Origin of the sequence: Streptomyces morookaense (assembly GCF_013030945.1) — a bacterium.
GTDB lineage: Bacteria > Actinomycetota > Actinomycetes > Streptomycetales > Streptomycetaceae > Streptomyces > Streptomyces morookaensis.
This window is the reverse complement of sequence record NZ_JABBXF010000049.1, coordinates 31,399-52,103: the sequence shown is the minus strand read 5'-3', so window position 1 is coordinate 52,103 and position 20,705 is coordinate 31,399. Positions and strand designations below refer to the sequence as shown.

The 20,705-nt window shown below is 69.5% G+C and carries 20 protein-coding genes and 1 pseudogene; 7 read left to right on the top strand and 14 right to left on the bottom strand.

Going from position 1 to position 20,705, the window contains the following annotated elements; all coding sequences use genetic code 11:
* Positions 1 to 106: 106 nt before the first annotated feature.
* On the top strand, positions 107 to 562 hold the full coding sequence (locus tag HG542_RS21660) for a hypothetical protein (protein WP_171083967.1): 456 nt from the start codon (positions 107 to 109) through the stop codon (positions 560 to 562).
* A 100-nt stretch (positions 563 to 662) separates the two neighbouring features.
* On the opposite strand, the gene HG542_RS35975 is transcribed toward HG542_RS21660, so the two are convergent.
* From HG542_RS35975 to hppD, 5 genes are read right to left on the bottom strand one after another with little or no spacing between them, the layout of a single operon-like run.
* Positions 663 to 1,571, bottom strand: a complete 909-nt coding sequence (locus HG542_RS35975; protein ID WP_171083965.1) for a DMT family transporter — start codon at positions 1,569 to 1,571, stop codon at positions 663 to 665.
* Positions 1,568 to 2,887, bottom strand: a complete 1,320-nt coding sequence (locus HG542_RS21650; RefSeq protein ID WP_373313185.1) for an aminotransferase-like domain-containing protein — start codon at positions 2,885 to 2,887, stop codon at positions 1,568 to 1,570. Before HG542_RS21650 ends, HG542_RS35975 begins: the two co-directional genes overlap by 4 nt.
* A complete protein-coding gene (locus HG542_RS21645) occupies positions 2,884 to 3,819 on the bottom strand; it encodes a phytanoyl-CoA dioxygenase family protein (RefSeq protein ID WP_171083963.1) in 936 nt (311 codons plus the stop codon). Before HG542_RS21645 ends, HG542_RS21650 begins: the two co-directional genes overlap by 4 nt.
* A 12-nt stretch (positions 3,820 to 3,831) precedes the next feature.
* Positions 3,832 to 4,962 (bottom strand): alpha-hydroxy acid oxidase, encoded by a 1,131-nt coding sequence (locus tag HG542_RS21640; RefSeq protein ID WP_171083961.1) that lies wholly within the window; start codon positions 4,960 to 4,962, stop codon positions 3,832 to 3,834.
* A complete protein-coding gene (hppD, locus tag HG542_RS21635; RefSeq protein ID WP_171083960.1) occupies positions 4,959 to 6,104 on the bottom strand; it encodes a 4-hydroxyphenylpyruvate dioxygenase in 1,146 nt (381 codons plus the stop codon). Before hppD ends, HG542_RS21640 begins: the two co-directional genes overlap by 4 nt.
* Positions 6,105 to 6,871: 767 nt before the next feature.
* On the opposite strand from hppD, the gene HG542_RS21630 reads away from it, so the two are divergent.
* Entirely contained in the window at positions 6,872 to 7,789 is a 918-nt protein-coding gene (locus HG542_RS21630) for an SMI1/KNR4 family protein (protein WP_229922788.1), read from the top strand.
* 73 nt (positions 7,790 to 7,862) lie between these two features.
* Here the strand turns inward: HG542_RS21630 and HG542_RS21625 are convergent, their stop codons facing one another.
* The 4 genes from HG542_RS21625 to HG542_RS21610 all read right to left on the bottom strand — a co-directional run bounded on the left by HG542_RS21625 (position 7,863) and on the right by HG542_RS21610 (position 12,637).
* Positions 7,863 to 9,665, bottom strand: coding sequence for a hypothetical protein (locus HG542_RS21625; RefSeq protein ID WP_171083957.1), 1,803 nt, complete (start codon positions 9,663 to 9,665; stop codon positions 7,863 to 7,865).
* A gap of 497 nt (positions 9,666 to 10,162) precedes the next feature.
* A complete protein-coding gene (locus HG542_RS21620; protein WP_171083955.1) occupies positions 10,163 to 11,863 on the bottom strand; it encodes an ABC-F family ATP-binding cassette domain-containing protein in 1,701 nt (566 codons plus the stop codon).
* A 185-nt stretch (positions 11,864 to 12,048) separates the two neighbouring features.
* Positions 12,049 to 12,456, bottom strand: coding sequence for a hypothetical protein (locus HG542_RS21615; protein WP_171083953.1), 408 nt, complete (start codon positions 12,454 to 12,456; stop codon positions 12,049 to 12,051).
* Positions 12,425 to 12,637: a helix-turn-helix transcriptional regulator gene (locus HG542_RS21610; RefSeq protein ID WP_171083951.1), complete on the bottom strand. Its 213-nt coding sequence runs from the start codon at positions 12,635 to 12,637 to the stop codon at positions 12,425 to 12,427. The genes HG542_RS21615 and HG542_RS21610 overlap by 32 nt, the downstream gene beginning before the upstream one ends.
* A gap of 995 nt (positions 12,638 to 13,632) precedes the next feature.
* On the opposite strand from HG542_RS21610, the pseudogene HG542_RS36075 reads away from it, so the two are divergent.
* Positions 13,633 to 13,800: pseudogene (locus HG542_RS36075) on the top strand (helix-turn-helix domain-containing protein); the annotation flags it as partial.
* Positions 13,801 to 14,137: 337 nt separating this feature from the next.
* On the opposite strand, the gene HG542_RS21600 reads toward HG542_RS36075, so the two are convergent.
* Positions 14,138 to 14,896 carry a DUF4190 domain-containing protein gene (locus HG542_RS21600; RefSeq protein WP_229922789.1) on the bottom strand — a complete coding sequence of 253 codons (759 nt, stop codon included), beginning with the start codon at positions 14,894 to 14,896 and terminating at the stop codon, positions 14,138 to 14,140.
* Positions 14,897 to 15,347: 451 nt separating this feature from the next.
* Between HG542_RS21600 and HG542_RS21595 the strand changes: the two genes are divergently transcribed.
* Together HG542_RS21595 and gap are read left to right on the top strand one after the other, a co-directional pair.
* Positions 15,348 to 16,304, top strand: a complete 957-nt coding sequence (locus HG542_RS21595) for a GlxA family transcriptional regulator (protein ID WP_171083948.1) — start codon at positions 15,348 to 15,350, stop codon at positions 16,302 to 16,304.
* A gap of 116 nt (positions 16,305 to 16,420) precedes the next feature.
* A complete protein-coding gene (gene gap, locus HG542_RS21590; protein ID WP_171083946.1) occupies positions 16,421 to 17,419 on the top strand; it encodes a type I glyceraldehyde-3-phosphate dehydrogenase in 999 nt (332 codons plus the stop codon).
* 63 nt (positions 17,420 to 17,482) lie between these two features.
* Here the strand turns inward: gap and HG542_RS21585 are convergent, their stop codons facing one another.
* Positions 17,483 to 18,127: an MBL fold metallo-hydrolase gene (locus HG542_RS21585; protein WP_171083944.1), complete on the bottom strand. Its 645-nt coding sequence runs from the start codon at positions 18,125 to 18,127 to the stop codon at positions 17,483 to 17,485.
* Positions 18,128 to 18,238: 111 nt separating this feature from the next.
* Between HG542_RS21585 and HG542_RS21580 the strand changes: the two genes are divergently transcribed.
* Positions 18,239 to 18,664: a MarR family winged helix-turn-helix transcriptional regulator gene (locus HG542_RS21580; RefSeq protein ID WP_171083942.1), complete on the top strand. Its 426-nt coding sequence runs from the start codon at positions 18,239 to 18,241 to the stop codon at positions 18,662 to 18,664.
* A 77-nt stretch (positions 18,665 to 18,741) separates the two neighbouring features.
* Here the strand turns inward: HG542_RS21580 and HG542_RS21575 are convergent, their stop codons facing one another.
* From HG542_RS21575 to HG542_RS21565, 3 genes are all read right to left on the bottom strand, one after another.
* Positions 18,742 to 18,885 carry a hypothetical protein gene (locus tag HG542_RS21575; protein ID WP_171083939.1) on the bottom strand — a complete coding sequence of 48 codons (144 nt, stop codon included), beginning with the start codon at positions 18,883 to 18,885 and terminating at the stop codon, positions 18,742 to 18,744.
* A 65-nt stretch (positions 18,886 to 18,950) separates the two neighbouring features.
* Positions 18,951 to 19,484, bottom strand: coding sequence for a hypothetical protein (locus tag HG542_RS21570; protein ID WP_171083937.1), 534 nt, complete (start codon positions 19,482 to 19,484; stop codon positions 18,951 to 18,953).
* Positions 19,485 to 19,677: 193 nt separating this feature from the next.
* Positions 19,678 to 20,034, bottom strand: coding sequence for a DUF6355 family natural product biosynthesis protein (locus HG542_RS21565; protein ID WP_171083936.1), 357 nt, complete (start codon positions 20,032 to 20,034; stop codon positions 19,678 to 19,680).
* Positions 20,035 to 20,246: 212 nt separating this feature from the next.
* Here HG542_RS21565 and HG542_RS21560 point away from each other — a divergent pair, with 212 nt between their 5' ends.
* Entirely contained in the window at positions 20,247 to 20,672 is a 426-nt protein-coding gene (locus tag HG542_RS21560) for a pentapeptide repeat-containing protein (RefSeq protein WP_171083934.1), read from the top strand.
* The last annotated feature ends 33 nt before the right edge of the window (positions 20,673 to 20,705 follow it).

The following is a 20,705-nucleotide window of genomic DNA, read 5'->3' as shown; positions in this document are numbered from 1 at the left end:
TCGGTGCGTCCTTTTGGCCTGGAATCGGGCAACGGTCCGGGTGCGTGAATGGTCTGGTCGGGAAGAACCACTCCAGTCCTGCCCGACGTTTGAAGGGACACCGCTCATGTCCTCCAGCCGTCACCTGCCCAGTGTTCTGGTGTCCGCTGCCGCTCTCCTCGCCGCCGCGGCGGCACCCGCCTCCGCTTCCGACGTCTCCCCCTCGCGCACCGCCGAAGAACTTGCCCACCGCAAGGCCCCAGTCCTCGTCGACTGCTTGCGCCACGATCAGATCGCACCGCGCGAGTACATGCTGGCCTGCGCAGACGGCAACAACGGTCTGCGCGGGCTGCGTTGGAAGGAGTGGACCGCCCGCGCCGCCCACGGCACGGGCGAGCAGGTCGCCAACGACTGCGTACCGGACTGCGCCGGCGGCCGCTTCCACACGTTCCGGGTGAAGGTGGAGGTGTACCGGCCGGTGCACCGGGCCGGAAAGGCGCCGTACTTCTCCCGGCTGAAGGTCGTCTACCTCGACGAACGCCCGGCGGGCTCCGGGCCGTCGCAGACCTACTCGCTGAGCTAGCGCGAGGCTCGCCCCGCGCCGGGCCGGCCGCACACGCCGATGCGGCCGGGTCGTCCTGGACGACACACCGACCCGGTGGCCACCACCTCGCAGCGGACGCTCACGTCACGGCAGGTGACCGTTCCGCGCGCCGGCGCAGCAGGGCCGGGCCCGCCAGGGCGACGGCGTTGCCGAGGAGGATGCAGGCGACGCCCAGGACGTCCTGCGTGGTCCAGGTGAAGTCCTCGAAGGCGGTCGACAGCAGCAGTGAGACGACGGGGAAGAGGACGGTGGCGTAGGCCGCCCGTTCGCCGCCGATGCGGCCCAGCAGGGTGAGGTAGGTGCCGAAGCCGACGACGGAGCCGATGACGGCGAGATAGGCCAGGCAGCCGGTGTACTTCCATGTCGGTTCGTACAGGGTGCCGTGGCCGAAGATCGCGGCGAACGGGGCGATGAGCACGGCTCCGTACAGCATCGCCCAGCCGGTGCTCTGGACGACCGGTACGCCGGCTGCCTGGACCTTGCCGGACACGACGTTGCCCAGGCAGAACACGAGGGTTCCGGCGCAGGCCAGCAGGATGCCGAGGCCGTCGCCGGAGGAGGGGTCGAAGGCGGTCAGGGCGGGCCAGAAGACGGTGACGATGCCGGCGAGGCCGAGAGCGCCGCCGACGAGGACCACGGCGGGGACTCTGCGCCGGAAGAAGATCCGGGCGAAGCAGATGTTCACCAGGAGGGACATGGCGAACACCACGGAGACCAGTCCGGTGGCCAGGTGTTGTTCGGCGAAGTAGAAGAGGACGAAGTTCGACGAGAACATCAGGGCGCCCATGAGGGCGAACCGGGCGTGCATGCGCGCGGGGTAGGCGAGCGGCAGTCCGCGTGCCCGGGCGTACACCAGCATGATCGCGGCGGCGAGGGCGAAGCGGTAGAAGACCGAGAGGGTGGGGTGGACGTCGCCCAACTGGCCTTTGATGGCCAGCCAGGTGGAGCCCCAGATGGCCACCGTCACCGCGTAGAGGACGGCGTTCACGGTGCGGTCCGCCTCTCCACCAGTGCCGCCAGTCTGCGGACGCCCTCACGGATGTCGTCGGGTGAGAGGTAACTGCACGACAGGCGCAGCCGGTTGTCGCCGGCGTGGTCGGTGTGGAAGTAGCGCATGGGTGTCCAGATCACGCCGTGCTCGCTCGCGGAGAGGCGCAGCAGTGCGTCGTCCGCGGGGAAGGGCAGGGTGAGGGTGAGGAAGAAGCCGCCGTCGGGGGTGTTCCAGTGGATGCCGGTGCGGTCGCGGACGGCCGGGGGGAAGTGCTCGTCCAGGGAGGCGAGGAGGACGTCGAGGTTGGTGCGGTAGAAGTCGACGGCCTGTTTGTTGGCCTCGCGCAGGCGGCAGTCGTGGGTGAGGAGCATGCCGCCGATGAGGGCCTGGCTGAGGGTCGGGGTGTTGACCGTCACCATGCTCTTGATTTTGGACAGTTCGTCGGCGAGGAGGGTGCGGCGTCCGTCGGGGCCGGTGACGGTCTGGTCGGCGATGACATAGCCGACGCGGGCGCCGGGGAAGCAGGTCTTGGCGAACGAGCCGAGGTGGATGACGCGGCCGCGGGTGTCGAGTGCCTTGAGGGTGGGGCGGATGGTGCCGGTGCGGGTGAAGAACCCGTAGGGGTTGTCCTCGAGGACGAGCAGGTCCTCGTCCTCGGCGATGCGGAGGAGTTCGTGGCGGCGTTCCAATGGGAGGCTGGCGCCCGAGGGGTTGGAGAAGTCGGGGATGGTGTACAGCGCGCGGGGACGTTTGCCGGCTGCCCGTACGGCGCGTACGGCGGCGAGCAGTGCGTCGGGGCTGATGCCGTTCCCGTCCTCGGCGACGGGTACGGTCTCGATGCCCAGCAGCCGGGCGGCGCCCGCGATGCCGACGTAGACGGGGTCGGTGACCAGCAGGACGTCGGAGGGGCCGGCGAAGAGGGCGCGCAGGGTGATGAGCATGGCCTCCTGGCAGCCGACGGTGACGACCACGGCGGCCGGGTCGGTCTCGATGTTCTCGTCGTTGCGCAGGGTGCGGGCGATCAGTTCGTGGATCTGGCCGTTGGTGCGGCCGTACTGGAAGAGGCTGGTGCGCACCTGGTCGGGGGTGCGGCCCAGGTCCTCGGTGAGGTGGCGGGTCCAGGCGTCGAGGTAGGCGGCGATGCTGCCGGTTTCGAAGAAGCCCTCGTAGGGGCGTCCGGGGCCGAAGGAGATGGCGTCGGGGTGGCGCAGGGTGATCTCGTTGAGGAAGTTCATGACCTCCATCAGCGGATCGGCGAGCGAGCCGTGGAGTTCGTCGAGGGGCAGATCGAGGGGCAGGGCGGGAGGTGTCACAGCCGGCCTTCCCACAGGACCGGGCAGAACTGCGGGTCGGTGTAGTCGGGGTGGCCGTCGGCGTCCGGGCGGACGAGCACGTCGTTGTTGTAGACGACGTTGCTGCCGTCGGCCAGCGGGAAGGGGCGCCAGGCGTTGTCCCGGTCCTGGAGGTGGAGGCTGATGGCGCGGCGCGGGCGGCCGCTGGTGTTGAGTCCGCTGCCGTGGTAGGTGCGGCAGTGGTGGAAGCTGATGTGTCCCTTGGGGATGACGACGGGGACCTTGCGCACCTCGGTGCCGTTGAAGGCGGCGTTCTCCTGCAGCATGTCCTCGAGTTCGAGGCGGTCGCGGTCGGCGAAGTGCCGGGTGGTGGAGTCCTTGGCGCCGGTCTCCTTCCAGGTGTGGCTGCCGTCGACCATGCTGATGGTGCCCATCTCCTCGTCACAGTCGTGGAAGGGGATGAAGGCGGTGAGCATGTTGTCGGAGGTGCAGGTCTGCCAGTAGTGGCGGTCGAAGTGCCAGGGCACGATGTTGCGTTCGTCGGCGGTGCCGGACGGCTTGTAGATCAGCGTGCTGTTCCACAGGCGGATCTGGTCGGTGCGGGCGATCAGTGCGGCCGTCGCCGCGATGACCGGCTTGGACAGGATGCGCCGGATCGTGGCGTCCTCGTAGAAGATGTAGTCGTTGTGCCGGTGCACGTCGCCCTTCTCCGGCGTCCAGTAGGCGAGCCGCGGCGGGCGGGTGGGCAGGGTGCGGTCGCGGTGGCCGGCGTAGAACCGCTCGCTGGCCTCGACGAGTTCGTCGACCTCGGCGTCGGTGAGGAGTTTCCGGGTGAGGAACCAGCCGTGCTCCTGGTAGAAGTCCACGTCCTCGGCGGTGGGCAGGAGTTCACGGTCGGCCGGGCTCAGGGAGAAGGCGTCCACGACGGTCTCCAGCTGCTGGTCTGCGGGCATGGGCAGGTCTCCTCAGAAGTGGTGGGGGGTTGCGGGGGTGGTGTGCTGCGGTGCGCGGAGCAGATCCGCGTCGACGGATGCCAGGTCGGGGCGGCCGCACAGGGCCAGGGCGTTCTCCAGTTCGGCGCCGAGGACGGACAGCACCTCGCGGGCGCCGTCGGCACCGTCGACGGCCATGCCCCACAGCACGGGCCGGCCCACCAGGACCGCCCGGGCGCCGAGGGCGAGCGCGACGAGGACGTCCGTGCCGCGCCGGATGCCGCCGTCGACAAGGACCTCGCAGCGCCCGGCCGTGGCGGCCACCACCTCGGGCAGCGCCTCCAGGGCGGTGACGGCGCCGTCGAGCTGGCGGCCGCCGTGGTTGGACACCACGATCGCCTCCACGCCCAGGGCGGCCGCGCGGTCCGCGTCCTCGGCGGTCAGCACACCCTTGAGGACGATGGGCAGCGAGGTCAGCGAGCGCAGCCAGGCCAGGTCGTCCCAGGTGAAGGCCGCGTCGTGGTGGCGTTCGGCGTGGGTGCCCAGCGCCGAGGCGCCGGCCGTGCCGGCGTGCAGGCCTGCCGAGATCTCGCTGCCGAAGTTCGCGGGGGTCACGCCGGGCGGCAGGCGGAAGCCGTTGCGCAGGTCGCGCGGGCGGCGGGCCATGCGCGGGGTGTCCACGGTGACCACCAGCGCGCGGTAGCCGGCCGCTTCGGCCCGTCGGACGAGCGTCTCGGTGGTGGGGCGGTGCCGGAAGACGTACAGCTGCATCCACAGCGGGCCGCCGGCGGCCCGGGCGAGGTCCTCCAGCGGGGTGCCGGAGAAGGTGCTGACGACCATCAGCGCGCCGGCCTCCCCGGCGGCGCGGACGCAGGCGAGTTCGGCCTCGGGGGTGACCAGTCCGTGGAAGGCCATCGGCGCGATGCCGACGGGCAGTTGGACGGTGCTGCCCAGCAGGGTGGTGCGGGTGTCGCAGCGGGAGACGTCCACCAGGACGCGGGGGCGCAGCCGGTGGCGGCGGTATGCCGCCTCGGACTCGTGCAGGGTGGTCTCGTCGCCGCTGCCGCCGTCGATGTAGTCCCAGGCGGAGGGTTCGACGAGGCCGCGTGCGGCGGTGCGGTAGTCGTCCAGGGTGACCAGCGGCTGCGGGGCGGGTGCGCTCATGCCTGTGCCGTGCCCGCGAGGGCGGGGGTCGCGGTGTCGGTCCCGGTCTCGTCCACGCCGGTGCGAGTGCGTTCGCGTTCGACGGCCTCGTAGAGGGCCTTGATGTTGCCGCTGCCGAAGGTGCGGGCCTCGACGCGCTGGATGAGCTCGAAGAAGAGGGTGCGCCGGGCGTAGGGGGACCGGGTGAAGATCTGTATCAGGTGGCCCCAGTCGTCGCGGTCGACCAGGAGGCTCAGTTCGCGCAGGGTCTCCGTCTCCATGCCGACGTCGATACCGCGTTCGGCCAGCGCCGTGTAGTAGGCGGAGGGGGTGGAGAGGAAGTCCACACCGCGGACGGCCAGTGCACGTACGGCGTCGGCGATGGCGTCGGTGCCGAAGGCGATGTGCTGGACGCCGGGGCCGCCGAAGTTGTCGAGGAAGTCGTGGAGTTGGCCCCGGGGGCCGTCGGTGCGGGGTTCGACCATGGTGAAGGTGATGCGGCGGCTGTCGTTCTGCACGACCTTGGAATTCATGGTCTGGCCGCCGACGACGATGGTCTCGTCGTAGGTGTGGCGCAGGCCGAGGGCGCGCTCGTAGAAGGAGACCGAGCGGTCCAGGGTGTCCGGGCGCAGGCAGAGTGCCAAGTGGTCGACGGTGTGGAGGTGGTGGGCGGTGGCGTCGCCGGCCGGGCCGGCGCTGCCGCCCTGGTGCGGGACGGGCCGGTGGACGCCGGGCAGGAAGGAGCCGTCCGGGTTGTCGCGCTGGACGAGCGAGTGGACCAGGTCGGAGTCGGTTCCGATGACGGCGACGGTGACCCGTCCGGACTCGTCCTCGTGAACCACCGGTTCCTGAACGGCCTCGGCTCCGGCCGCGACGGCGCGCTCGAAGTCGCCGACCGCGTCGGTGGACGAGAAGGCCACATCCCGTACGCCGTCGCCGTGGCGGCGGACGAAGTCGGCCGTGGGGCCGTTGCCGTTCAGGGAGGAGGTCACCATGAGCCGGACGTCCCCGTGCCGGAGGACGAACGAACGGGTGCCGTCCGGCCCGGCTCCGGGGCCGGTCTCCGCTTCGATGTGGAATCCGTAGGCCGAGCGGAAGTAGTGGGCCGCCTGAACGGCGTCCCCCACGCTCAGGCCGACGTGGTCGACAGCCAGCAAAGTCACGTCTTTTCACCTCTGTTGTGCACATCGGGCCGACCCGCACGGCGGCACAGCACGCCGTCGGCTCGCCCGGCCGTGTAGCGAGTCGGTATGTCACTGCCGGGAATTGAAGGGCACGCCGCTGTGACCTTCATCAGGCGATGCACCGCCGGGAGGGAGGACACGAGGGCCTTCTCCGGTCCACATCAACGGTGTTGGGGGTGGGGGGTGTTGAGGGTGTCGATGAGTGTTGAGGACCGTTGGAGGTGATCGTCGGGAACGGATGATCATCATCCTGTCCATGCCACTCAGTGACGGGCAAGGGCGATTTTCGGCCGTACGGGCCGGGGCGGCGAACCGGACTCGAGTGGGCGGGAATTGAACCGTTCGCGACATGGGCCGGGCTCGGAGCTGCCTGTTTGCGGGGCGCTGGGGGTGGCGGCGTGGGCTCGGGATTCCCTGAAATTCCCTAGAGTTTCTGGAACTTCATGGTGGCTTGTTCCGGCGGCCGGGGCGCCTCGGCAGGGTGTCGGTCACCACGGCCCTCGCCGACCCCGCCCCCGTGCTCCGCTCTGTCCTCCCGCAGGACCCCGGCGGCCACCTCGAGATCCGCCTCTCCCGCTGAACTGCACCCGCCGCTGCAGCGCCCACAGGCCTGCGAGCGGGCCCGAAAGCGATCTCGGCTCGGGCGCGGGGCCGTGTACTGCCTGCCTGGAGCGGCGCCATGGCCTCGATTACGATCCGAGTTCCACGTCAGCGACCACGCGACGACCGCAGGGAGACATCGCGCCATGGCCACGACCGTTGACATACCCCCGCACATACAGGAGCGCTGCAACGAGCTGGGCGGCGGAGTCAGTTACGCGGTGAAGGTTCTGCGTGCGCAGCTCGGAGACGATCCCCTCATGGGAACTCCGCAGGGCGAGCCGTCTCTGTACACCGTGGAGATCGATGGCGACACCTTCGAGGACTGCCCGGCGCTGCGGGTGCACTACGCCTACGGCCCCCCGCTGCTGGGAGAGGGCCGGGTGGAGATCCGGGGCATCACTGTGACACAGCCGCCCGCCACCGGCGACGACGACCAAGACCAGGCGCCGGATCGCGGTCTGGACGAGGTTGCGGTGCGGCAGGTGACCGCAGCGTGGCGGCGGATCGAGGCATGGCTGCGTGAGCATGCCCCGGCGTCGTACGGGTCCCTCAAAGCTGGTGCGTCCGTGGAGGAGATCGCCGCGCTGGAAGCGGCGCTCGGCCTGCGGATCCCCGCGGATCTGAAGGCGCTGTGGTCCCTGCATGCCGGTGTCCGCGACGTGCGCGGCGCGGGGTTCCTGCTGGACAACCGTGCGTTGATGGACCTGGACGCGGTGGTCGCCTTCTACCGGATGCAGATGATGTTCCAGCAGCGCAGCCGTAGTGATGAGGACCCGACGTGGCGGCCGTCGTGGATTCCGTTCTGCTCGTACGGGGTCGACGACCGCAGCTCCGGCCTCTATCTGGACAGCACCACCGGCGAGTTGGGCTACTTCAGCCGATACGCGGAGCACTGGGCGGAATACGCGTCACTGACCGTCTACCTGGAGGAGTTCGCCGACGCCTTGGAGGCGCCGGTCCTTGTCACGGGCGCCAGGCCCGGTCTTGCGGGCGGCGCCCTGGTATGGGGGCCGCCGAACTATCCTGATCCGGACCACCCGTGGGTGGAGTACACCGGCTGAACGGTCCGGTCGCAGACGCGGGTTGGGGGCCGGCGCAGGGCCGACCCCCACAGGGCATGTTCAGGCGGTGCTGTTACGCCTTGCGCCAGATGCAGGTGGTGCTGGTGTCCGCGCAGTGCTCGAAGCCGGGATTTCTGACGAAGAACCCGTCATTGTCGAGCATCCGCCACGACGGGGCCGGGAACTCGTGGAACGCGCCGGAGTTCTGGACGTCGGGGATCGACGCCCTCCCGCAGCGTTCCTTGCCGCTCGGGCCGTTTTCAGTCTTCCTCGTGTCGGCGAGCAGACCGAAGTTGCTGCCGTCGCCCATCTTGTCGGTGAACAGCTGAGCGCACTCATCGCCGGAGGACACCTTGTGGACGCCTCCGGGGAAACCGCCGCTCTCGTGGGTGGTGGCCATGGCGTACTCGTCGCAGGAGAGGGTTCCCAGCGACGCGTCGGCCGGGTGCTTGGACCAGCCGCTCGGGCACACCAGTCCGCGACTGTCGTTCGCCGACCACGGCTGGCCGCTGCTGTTCTTCACCGTGGTGTCCAGGCCGAGGTAGTGCAGAAGGGAGTCCCACTTCACCGAACCGGCGTGGTCGGGCATCTTCTCCTGCATCAGCCAGTAGTACGCGCCGGCCGCCGGGTACAGGTTGGTGTCGACGGTGTAGGTCGGCTTGAAGAACGGTAGAACACAGCCGGGCGAGGGGCCCTTGAGGATGTCGTCGCAGCGTGGGGCCAGCTCCCGTACGGAGTCCACGCCGCTGGTGCCGAAGTTGGCCGTGGCGGGGTTCCCGCCGGCGTCCACGGTGGCGGTGACCGACCATCCGAGGTCGATGGTCTCCTTGCCTGTTCCGGACCAGGTGGTCTGGATGGTTCCCCAGCGCCCGCTGTACGGGTCGGCTGTCGCGGCGTCCCAGTACGCGTCGCCCGCAGTGTTGTTCTGGTTGTCCGCCCAGCGGATGTTCGATGTCACGCAGGACTTGCACGACGACCCGACGTTCCACTTCATGCGGACGCCCTTGAGCTCGGGGTCGATGTGCTGGGGCACCAGCACGATCTGCTGGTCGAACTCGGCGAAGTCCGAGCCGCTGTCGCCCTTCTTCGGGTAGGTCTTGATGCGCTGCTCGATGTTGAAGGTGGCCGTCCCCAGCGCGGGCTTCTTCGGGTCGGTGCTGGTGAAGATCAGCGTGCCGGTGCCGATGCTCTTCAGGCAGGCTTCGGTCCGGTTCATGTAGTCCAGGCCGGACGGCTTGTCGAAGCACCAGTCGACCAGATCGACGGCCGGCCCCACGGGCGCCGCCGACCGCAGAGCCTTCTTGGACGGCGGGTTCAGCTCGAAGCACAGCTCGTGACCCTGCGCGTCGGGCTTGCCGCACGTGCGCTTCTTCGTGGGGGCCTTGAGGGCCGTGCCGTCCTTGCGCAGGGTCGGCAGCGCCGGGCCCGGGTCGGAGCGCGTGAACTCGATGATCTTCTGGGCGACCGGGTCGATCGACGACGACGCCTGCGGCGCGGGGAACGTCACATAGGGCTCGATGCGGAAGTTCGCCCACGGCGACCAGTCCGTCTCGTACAGGCTTCCGTCGTAGGCAGAGGTGTGGAAGGTGTAGGTCACGCCCGGCTTGAGCCTGCCGTACGGGACGGTGACCTGCGCGGTCCTCCCCGACGCGACGAAAGGCGACACCAGGACACCGTACGGGTTGGCGTCGGTCAGTTTGACTTGCGTCTTCGGCTTGCCGTCAGCGTCTGTCGTCCACACCTCGAACGTGAGGTTGGCCGTGTGGCCGTCGGCGTCGGTGACCGTGTTCCGCAACACCGTCTCCGGGGTGATGACGCGCCAGGTGCTGCCGGACTTGGTGTACTGCGGGCCGGCCGCCGGGTTCTTGCCGGACACTGGCCGCGCCCCGGCAGCAGCCGCGTTCTCCGGACCGGCTGCCGGGCGCGACGCCGGAGCTGCCGACGGGCTGGGTCCCGGCGGTAACCCAGTGGCCGATGCTGTTCCCCCACCCACGAGAACAGCCAGGACAGCGCCGACGGCGAGGCGCCGCAGCGCTGGCAAAGTGCGTATGCGTCTCAACGATCCTCCCCTTGAGGGTACGCATGTTCGACACAAGCCCATCATGCGCACCCACCGAGTCATAGACATAAGATCGCCATTTGCCCCCCACGTGGCTCTCGCGCGGAACACAGCACAAGGAACTCCAACTCCCCTATGTGTCATGCTGGTTGTCCGTGCTAATGGTCAACTGTGCGGATCAATATTCGCGTTGAGACTGCGCGGATGCGCGGTGACCTCAGCCTCACTCGGGCAATTGGCTCTCCTGGGCAGCCGCGTTGACCGCCCAGCCACCCTGCCGAGGCACGGCGGTCCTTCCGGTATCGGTCCTGCTTTCACCCGCCTGACAAACGGGCCGCGCCGGACCGAACGGCCGGTGTCGGCGTTCCGCCCACCTCCAGGCGTGGCCAGTGTGCGCAGTCCCGCAGCAGTTGCCGGTCGTGCGTGGCGATGACGACGGCGGCGCTCGTGTCGCGTATGGCGTCGGTGAGCTCGTCGACCAGTGCCGACGACAGGTGGTTGGTCGGCTCGTCGAGCAGGATCAGCCCGGGCCGCCCGGCCAGCGCCAACGCCAGGTCGAGGCGCCGTCGTTGCCCCTGTGACAGCCGCCCGGCCGGCGTGCGCAGCGCATCGGGGTCCAGCAGACCAAGTGCCCCGAGCGGGACGGCGTCGGCGTCGCGGAGCACCCCGCGGGCCACCAGCCGGCCCACGTGGCGGGCGTATACCTCGCGGGCCGTGAGCGAGGGGTCCTGTACTGCGCTCTCTTGGACGACTCGGACGACCCGTGCCCCCTTCGCCGTTCGGACGTGCCCGTCCGTGGGGTCGAGCGCTCCGGCCAGCACCGCGAGGAGCGTGGACTTCCCGGCACCGTTGGGTCCGGTGACCAGGAGCCGGTCGCCGCCGTCGAGGGCGAGGTCGAGGGGGCCGGCCAGCCGTCCGTCGACGGCGATGCCGTGCGCCCGCAGCTGTGGCGCCCCGGGCCGGATACCCGGGTCCGGCCACTGCAACGCCCGCGGCGGTTCCGGCACGTCGATCCGGTGTGCCTGAAGGGCGTCCTGCTGCCGGTGCAGGGCCTGGACGACGCCCGGTGCGCGGGTTTGGCGCTGGTGCTTGCCGGTCCCCTTGTCCGGCCGCCAGCCGGTGGAGAGCCGGTCGCGGGCCTTCGAGACCGCCTCCTGCAGCCGCCGGTGCTCGCTCTGCTGCTCCTCGTGGTCCTGTTCCCAGCGCTCGCGCTCGCGGCGCCGGGCGTCCTGCCAGGCGTCGTAGCCGCCTGCGTACAGGCGCGGCTTCCCGTCGCGGGTCGGGTCGAGGTCGAGGAAGTGGTCCGCGACATCGCGCAGCAGCGCCCGGTCGTGGCTGACGACGGCGAGGCTGCCGTCGTGCTCGCGCAGCCTGCGGGTCAGGAAGTCCAGCCCGCCGGCGTCGAGGTGGTTGGTCGGCTCGTCGAGCAGCAGCACGTCGTGCCGCGCACCGAGCAGACAGGCCAGCCGGACCCGGTAGCGCTGCCCGACCGACAGCGTCGAGAGCGGACGGTCGCGCTCGGTGCAGGCGCCGAGGGCCGACAGGGCGACGTCGACGCGGCGTTCGGCGTCCCAGGCGTCGAGCCGGGTGGCGGCCTCGAGCGCGGCGGCGTACCGGTCGCCGGCACAGGGGTCGCCCTCGGCCATGGCGAGGGTCGCCTCGTCGAGCGCGGCGAGGGCGGTGAGCGAGGCGGCCAGCGCCTCGGACGTCAGGGTGCCGACGGTCTCGCCGTCCCGTGCGGACAACTCCTGGCGGGCCAGGCCGATCGTGCCGGTCCGGTGCACGGTGCCCTCGTCGGGCGTGATCAGCCCGGCGAGGACGTGCAGCAGCGTCGTCTTGCCGCGGCCGTTCTCGCCGACGACGGCGAGACGCGACCGGGCGGAGACGGTGACCGAGACGTCGTCCAGAACATGCCGGGACCCGCGGGTGACGGTGACGCCCTCGACGCGGACGTGTGCGCTGCCGCCCGCCTCGACGGGCAGGGACATGGCTTCGGGGGTGGGGTTGAGGTTCAACGGATGCTCCGCAGCTCGCAGTGGAGCCGGGCAACACGAAACGGCCGCCCGGCGGGAACCGGAACGGCGAGCGCAGATTCAGCTTCGACAGAAAACAGAAAGAAGAGAAGAAGGCGCCGCCGTCAGCGGGCCGAACGAACCTTCTGCGACCAGATACCTCGTGCCATGACCAGGAAAACAGCCTTTCAGGTATGCCGAGACAACAAGGCGACGAACACGATGTAGGTGATGGCGGCGATGGCGACGAACCAGAAATACGGATCGCCGCTTCGTCCGGATGCCAGCTCGCCGATGAAGGCGCCGAGGTTCCCCACGGTGAGCACGATGCCCGTGCCGGCCCAGGCCAGCCCTCCGATCCGGGCGAAGCGCTCGTCGGGTTCCTTCTCGGTGAGGCCCTGATAGGTCTCGCTCCGGCGTCCCAGCAGCACTAAGGCAAGGCTGGAGGCCGCCAGGATCCCGAACGTCACCAAACCGAGGGCGAGGTGGCCGCCGACGGTCGCGGCCGTGAGGCAGGCGACTCCGACGGCGAGGAAGAAGCCGGGAACGGCCCGCCTGGCTGTGTTATTGGTCATCTGCTGGGCTCTCGCTGACATGAAACATCTCCTCAACGCTGACCTCGAAGAACTTGGCCATGGACAAGGCGAGCGGCAGGGAAGGCGTGTACCGCTCGGTCTCGATGGCGTTGATCGTCTGCCGTGAGACCCCGAGGGCTGTGCCCAGCTGACCCTGGGAGAGCCCTCGCGACGACCGCAGTTTCCTGACGCTGTTTCGCACATGTAAAGCTTACTTGTCACCCCTCGATGGGTGTCAAGCTTGCTTTACAGGGAGGCAGGAAGGGTGGGGTGAGGGGTGTGGGCCGGGATCGGGCTGCTGCAGCGCGGATTCCGCGCGATCTGCGCAGGAACCCGCATGGACCGCCCCTCCCCCGAGCGGGCGGTCCGCAGCGGGGCCTGTATGCCCGACAGGGCAACAAGTCGAAGCTAGCTTGGCTTCGCAGGAAGGGGATTGGAAAAATGTAGGGTCTGCGCTAGGGAGCGACTCCATGGACGACCGGACCCCCGTGACCGTCATACAGGAAGCCCACTCGGCCGAACTGGCCTTCCGTGCCGCGCATCCCCTGCTGGCCGGCCATGTTCTGGGGTACACGGGGCAGCACTTCTCACTCCCCCAGGCGCAGGTGCGACGAGTGACAGCACTCGCGGCGGTGATGCTCCTCATCGACTTCGAAACCCCTGTACGACATCTCGTGACCGACACCCCGGGGCTGCAACAGAGTCTCCCGCTCTCCCCGGTGTCCGGACTGAGCGATGGCCCCCTCGTCATCCGGCAGTCCGGACGGGAGTACGGCTTGGTGGCGCTCCTCACGCCCTTGGGGGCCCGCGCACTTTTCGGTTTCCCCCTGCGGGAACTCGCCTGCAGGAGCGTGCAGTTCGCCGACCTCTTGGGGCCGAGCGGCCGGCGGATCACCGAACAGCTGGCCGAGGCGCCGGACTGGCTCACCCGGTTCCGGATCCTCGACGACTTCCTGCTGGCTCGCATCGGCGCGGGACCGGAACTACCGCCTCAAGTGCGCCGGGCCTGGAACAGGCTGACCGGCGCAGCAGCCGCGCCGATCGGCGCACTGGCAGACGAAGTGGGATGGTCCCGCCAGCACTTGAACGTCCGCTTCCGTCAGGAGGTCGGGCTGTCCCCCAAGACCGTGGCCCGCATCGCCCGGCTGCAGCGCGTCATGTCCCTCATGCGCAGCGCTCACCCCGCCCTCCTGGGCCGAAGCCGCGGCAACGTGCGGCTACACCGACCAATCCCACCTCAACCGCGACTTCCGCCTGCTGACCGGCTGCACCCCGGCCACCTTCCGCACTCTCACCGACGACTGGTTCAGCGTCTATATCGCCGATCCACGCGTGTACCAGGTCGGCAGCCGGTTCGGGCTGTAGCGGGCTTTGCGGAACGGGCGCCGCCACTGAGCCAGGCGAGGGCTCGCTCGACCGGTATCCGCCGCCGGCGTGTGCCTGGTTGGCGGCTTTCTCAGTTCGTGGCCTCGCCGCCCCGCGGCCCATGCCTTTCCTCGCGTGGTGAACACGGCCTCGAACGCAGTCTGCCGCGCTGCGGGCTTCACCTTCCTCGGCCAAGCGGTGCACGAGTACCCTCCTGGCCACCACCACCCGAGCAACAACTGGCGCCACACGTTCCCCCACGTCTTGGCCAGAGGGTCATCGTCCGCGCCGTAGCCGGCGCCAGTTCTGCCCGGACTTGGGCCGATACGGTCTCCGGTCAGTTGGGGCCGGACCAGTAGGCGTCCGGCCACCGCTTGGCATCCGGGCTGAACTCGACCTCGACCTTGTCGGCCGCATCGGGCGGCAGCGAGAAGGCGTACTTGCCGACGGTTTCCTTGCCGGGCAGGACGTAGCCGGTGATGACCTTCTGGCGTCCGCTTCCGTCGATCACCAGCTCCGCGGAAGCCCCCTTGGCGTCATTGACGTTGGGCAGTCCCGTCTCGACCGAGAGCCGCTCCGTGCCGGTGTTGACGACGGTGACCGTCACCTCGACAGCCTTGTTCCCCTTCGCGTGGCCAAGCACGAAGTCGTCCGGGGTGAACGGCTGCGGCTTGGCCACCGTGACCTTCAGGCCGTTCTCGAAGGTGTACGACTGGCCGAACGACAAGTGCCTGGCCTTCTCCTGCGCCTTCTTCTTCTCTTCCTCCGCGGCCGCCGACGCCTTCACCCTGTCGGCCTTCGCACGAACGTCGTCGGCCGCCTCCTTCACCACCACCACGGCGAACAGGCCGCAGGCAGCCGAGATCAGCAGACCTGCCCCGCCGAGGATCACGCCGACCAGTGCCATCGTCCTGTTGGTCGCCAGTCCCCTGCGCGCGTGACTCAGTCCGATGCAGCCGAAGACCACGGCCAGCAGGGCCGGCACCCAGGACATCCAGAACAGGACGACGAACAGCCCGAGGACCGCGCCGACTATGCCGAGCACCAGGGCCGTGACGCCCATTCCATTACGGGGCTGCGGCGTCGGCATCGGCATCGGGTACACCGGCCAAGGTGAAGCGGTCGGTCCCGGCGGTTGCCGGCCCCATGCTTCCCGGGCGGCAGGCTCCCGGTCCACGGGATTCTGATCGCCGGGCGGAGCGGGCATGGTCATACGAAGTCCTTCAAGACAGGTTGAATCGATTGATCGACGACATTACCAGTCGCCTTTACCATTTCCTTACCCATGGCGGAACCGCGGCCTTCGTGCACCGCAGGGTGCCGCCGGGGCACTCGCGGCCTGGCGGCGCCGTGCCGTCTCGCACGACGACTCCTTTCTGCCACCAGTCCTGTGAGGGCTCGCAGAGCTCCGGAACAGTCCGCCGGAGTGGGCGGGTTGGCCGGATGAGCCGTGCTCGGTGATCCGGTCCGCTTTTCGCAGCGCCGTGCCCCCTCCGAGGCCCACGGCAGTGGGCGTATCGGAGTCACGTCCCACGTAACCTCTTCCTGTGTCAGCCTCCCGCCTGCATCGCGTCGCCGTCCTTGTGCTCGAGGGCGCGAAGCCGCTCGATGTCGGAATTCCCGCGCAGGTCTTCACGACCCGCGCGAGCATGCCGTACGAGGTGCGGGTGTGCGGGGCGACACCCGGTCTCGTGGCCGGCGGCGACGGCCTCGCGTACTACGTCGACCATGGTCTCGACGCGCTTGCGTGGGCCGACATCGTCTTCGTCCCCGGCTACCGGTTCCCGGACCGCGACGACCCGCCACAGGCCGTCATCGACGCACTGATCGCCGCCCACGACCGGGGCGCGCGGCTCGCCGCCATCTCGACGGGTGCCTTCGCGCTCGCCGCCACGGGCCTGCTCGACGGCAGGCGGGCCACGACGCACTGGCACTACACGCGGGCACTCGTGGCCAGGCACCCGCTCATCCATGTCGACGAGAACGTGCTGTTCGTCGACGAGGGCAGCGTGCTCACCTCGGCCGGCGCCGCCTCCGGCATCGACCTGTGCCTGCACATTCTGCGCGGCGACCTCGGAGTGGCCGCGTCCAACCACGCGGCCCGGCGGCTGGTTGCGGCCCCCTACCGCAGCGGCGGCCAGGCCCAGTACGTGCCGCGCAGTGTCCCCGAGGCACACGGCGAGCGGTTCGCGACCACCCGCGAGTGGGCGCTGCACCGGCTCGGCGAGCCGCTCACCCTCGACATACTGGCGCGGCAGGCGGGGGTCTCGCCGCGCACGTTCTCCCGGCGCTTCGTGGAGGAGACCGGCTACACGCCCATGCAGTGGGTGATGCGCGCCCGTATCGACCTGGCCCGCGAACTGCTCGAGCGCTCGCAGCGCAACGTCGAACAGATCGCCGCCGACGTCGGGCTCGGCACCGGCGCGAATCTCCGGCTGCACTTCCAGCGCATCCTCGGCACCACCCCGAGCGAGTACCGGCGCACCTTCACCCGGGGCGAGTGACCCTGCCCGGCAGCACCGCCCGGTATGGCGGGATCCTTTTGAACCGTGGCGTTCCCGCCACTGTCGGCGGCGCGAGCCGGGGAGGAGTCTGGTGGCGAAGGGAAGGGACATCACTCATGACTCGCATCGCCATCAACGGATTCGGCCGCATCGGACGCAATGTGCTGCGCGCACTGCTCGAGCGCGACAGCGCCCTCGAGGTCGTCGCCGTCAACGACCTGACGGAGCCCGCCGCTCTGGCCCGGCTGCTCGCGTACGACAGCACGGCCGGCCGGCTGGGGCGCCCGGTGACCGTCGACGGGGACGCCCTCGTCGTCGACGGCCGTCGGATCACGGTCCTGGCCGAGCGCGAGCCGGCGCAGCTGCCGTGGGCCGAACTCGGCGTCGACATCGTCCTGGAGGCCACCGGTCGCTTCACCTCGGCGAAGGCAGCCCGCGCCCACCTCGACGCAGGCGCGAAGAAGGTACTCGTCAGCGCGCCGTCGGACGGCGCCGACGTCACGCTCGCGTTCGGGGTCAACACCGACGCCTACGACCCGGCCGTGCACACGATCGTCTCGAACGCCTCCTGCACCACCAACGCGCTCGCGCCGCTGGCCGCGGTTCTCGACGAACTCGCCGGTATCGAGCACGGGTTCATGACGACGGTGCACGCCTACACGCAGGAGCAGAACCTGCAGGACGGTCCGCACCGCGACGCCCGCCGTGCCCGGGCCGCCGGCGTCAACATCGTGCCGACCACGACCGGCGCCGCCAAGGCGATCGGTCTGGTGCTGCCGAATCTCGACGGCAAGCTGTCGGGCGACTCGATCCGCGTACCGGTACCGGTGGGCTCGATCGTCGAACTCAACACGACCGTCGCGCGCGACGTGACGCGCGAGGATGTGCTGGCGGCCTACCGCGCGGCAGCGGAGGGGCCGCTCGCCGGCATCCTCGAGTACTCGGACGACCCGCTCGTGTCGTCCGACATCACGGGAAATCCCGCCTCTTCCATCTTCGACTCGGCTCTCACCCGCGTCGACGGCCGCCACGTCAAGGTGGTTGCCTGGTACGACAACGAGTGGGGTTTCTCGAACCGCGTGATCGACACGCTCGAGTTTCTCGCCGCCCGCTGACGGGGCGCCGGGCAGCATGTCCGGCGGACGCCTCCCGGCGGGAGTGCCGGGGGCGGCGCGGCGCTACAGCCGGACGGTGGTGCCGGGCTCGACGCGGGTGATCGGGACACCGGTCAGGCCGTTTTCGCCCAGGAGGTTGGCGGTGGCGGTCTGGCCGAGGTCGCTGAGCATGAGTTCGTGGATCTGGATGACGCGCTCGGGCTTGACCGCGCGGACGTAGTCGGCGGCTTCGCCGAGCTTCGTCCACGGCCCGCTGGTCGGCAGCAGCAGGGTGCGTACGGGAGCGTCGGGCGCGAAGTAGGCGTCGCCGGGGTGGTAGAGGGCTCCGTCGTCGAGGAGGTAGCCGACGTTGTCGGGACACGGGATGTCGGCGTGGATCGGCGCGTGGCGGTGGCCGTGCACGGTGACGGTGACGGAGCCGACGGTGAAGGTGTCGCCCGCGGCGACAGCATGTACGCGGCCGCCGTGGCTGCCCAGGGCTGCCGCGACGGCGGCCGTGCCGTAGACCCGCAGCTCGGGCTGGGCCTCGAGGGAGGCGGCGATGAGCTTCTCGTCGAAGTGGTCGAAGTGTTCGTGAGTGATCAGGACGGCATGAGCCCGGCTGACCGCCTCCGCCGCGTCCGTGGTGAAGGTGCCGGGGTCGATGACCAGGCGGGTGTCGTCCTTCTCGATCGTGACGCAGGCATGGGCATGCTTGGTGAGCTCCACGATGGTTCCTTTCCGGACCGATGATCGAACGATTCTCTACACCCAAACTGTACACCTGTGTTACACAGTCCAGCTGTACAGATTGGATGTGAGAGTGAGTAGGCTGAGGACATGGACGACAACCAGCTGGCCGAAGAACTCCGCCTGACCGTCGGCCGGCTGGTGCGCACGGTGCGCGCCGCCGACACGATGCCCTCCGGCGAGGCCGCCGTTCTGGGCTACCTGGACCGCGGTGGCCCGCTGACCACCGCCGACGTCGCACACCGGTGGGGAGTCAGCCACCAGTCGGCCGCCAGAGCGGTCAAAGACCTTCTGGGTCAGGGCCTTCTGCATGCCGAGGCCCACCCCAGCGACGGGCGCAAGCTGCTGCTCCACCTCACGCCGGCGGGAAGCGACCGGCTGGCGGAGGAGCGCCGGAGGCGTGCGGACTGGCTCGGCACCGCGATCAGCGAGGCCCTCGCGCCCGACGAGCGGGAAGCACTCGCGAAGGTGCTGCCCCTGCTGTCGCGCCTGGACGCACATCTGAAGGGCAAGTAGCGACCCGTCCATGGCGGCGGCCGCGTCTGCGCTGCCCACACGACGGAGGACAACGGCATCATCACGCCCGTCTCCGCTCAACGCTGAAGCAGGCGGCAGCGCTCCTTGGACTTGAGCGTGTCGGGGTGATGCTCGCCCAGCACCCTTGTGCGGCGCTCCAGAGTGTTCTCGGCCAGGTTTCCGACGACGACCAGGGCCCGGGGGCGCTGGGCGTCGTCCATGATTCCGCAGTCTGAATTGGGCACCGAGGGAAGGGACTGCGGTCGGAAGAGAGGGCGGGCGCGGGTTACGCCTCGAAGGGCTTTCCGTTGTCGTCGATGACGACGGTTCCCTCGTACTCGGCGCAGGACCAGTCGAGTTCCAGCTGCCAGTAGACCTCGTCGGCGTTCCCGACGACCTTGAACCGGAACTGCTCGACATCGGTGGCACTGATGGTGAACGGGAAGTCCGGTCCCTCGGTGTACAGCCGCGGCGGCTCGGAGTCGAGTTCGGTCCGGAAATGCCGCGGCGTGATCGCCTTGTAGAACCGGGGCCGGCGGGACAGCACGACGGGCCGAGCGGCGTGCAGAATCACCGCGCGTGTCGTACGGGCCTGCAAGGTGACGATGTAAAGCGTGCCGCTGGGTGCCATCATCCGCCGGACGGAGACGATGACCGGGTTCTCGAGATCGCTCGGCGCATCGCGGAAGCCCTGATGAATGTGCAAGCCGTCACGGACGATGCCGGCTTGGACGACATTGCCGAAATGGCCGTGCGCCATCTCGTTGCGGACGTGATTGGTCCGGTCTTCGTCGTTCACGGTATCCCCCAACTCCCACACACCGTTGACCGTTGTACCCGCCACGCGTAGCGGGCATCACGGGAGCAGCGTAGGCACCAACTACCCTGTCGTGCTTGTGAAACGAGCCAACCGGGTGGGCGGTGGGCCGGCCCGAAGCGGTGCAGCACTGCGCCGCCCGTCCCCTTTCACGGGGCCGGGCGGCGCGCAGCCGGACGCGGCGGTCGCGGCCCGGTCAGGGGCCGGTGTCCCCCGGGTGGGAGCAGAGCCCGCCCTGGTAGGTGCTGTCGTACCAGGCGCCGGTGGCATCGAGGTCCAGGTTGGTGCGCCCCGGGCCGACGCAGCGGTGGTAGTCGGGCCGGGGGAACCTCTTGACCTGGATCCACACATTGGTGTTCGTGGCGCAGTGTTCGTAGTAGGCCCGTTCACCGTTCCTGCTCTCGTTCCAGCCGCAGCCCTGCATCCGCTCGGGGGCGGCCGTCGCCGGGGTGACCGTCGAGCAGGCGAGGGCGCCGGCCAGGGCTACGGCCGCCAGGCCGAGCCGGGTTCCGCGCCGGACAGCCGTGGTGGCATGTGATCCACGGAGCTTCATCTGTCGTCTCCTTCGCCGGACGATGGTGCCGGGACCGGCCCGGCACCGCTTCTGATGTCGCCAGAGTGGACTGGTGAGTACCGTTTCACCAGGCGTTTCGACGGTGATCGAAGGGGGTGGAACGGTCTTGCCGGGATCGAATCCTCGTCCCTTTTCCTGCTGCAGCGGGGTCCCGTCCGGGCGACCCGTGGCCGCGGTGTTGAATGATCGGCATGACGATCCGACCGGCCCGCGCGAACATCGACCCCGTGTCCGCCGGGCCCCCGATACCCGACCCCGAGCGTGTGATCCGGGATGAGGACTGGTACGGGCAGGACCTGTCGGGTCGGGTGTACAGGCAGTACTCCTTTCTCGACACCGACTGGACCGAGGTCGTGGACGCGGGCGCCGTCTTCGACACCTGCACCTTTGCCGGGGTGCGTTTCAACGCCTCCCGGCACACGGGTGCGGCGTTCACCAACTGCACTTTCCGTCGCTGCACTTTCTTCGACACGTCCTTCACCGACTGCAAATTCGTCGGAAGTCTTTTCCAGCAGTCGACCTTCACCCTTTTCCAAGTGACCGGAGGCGACTGGTCGTTCGTCGGGCCACCATCAGCCTGGAACAGGCCGCGGTCATCGCCACGGCCCTCGGGCTGAATGTCGTGTAGGCCCCGCCTGCCGCGCGGCCTC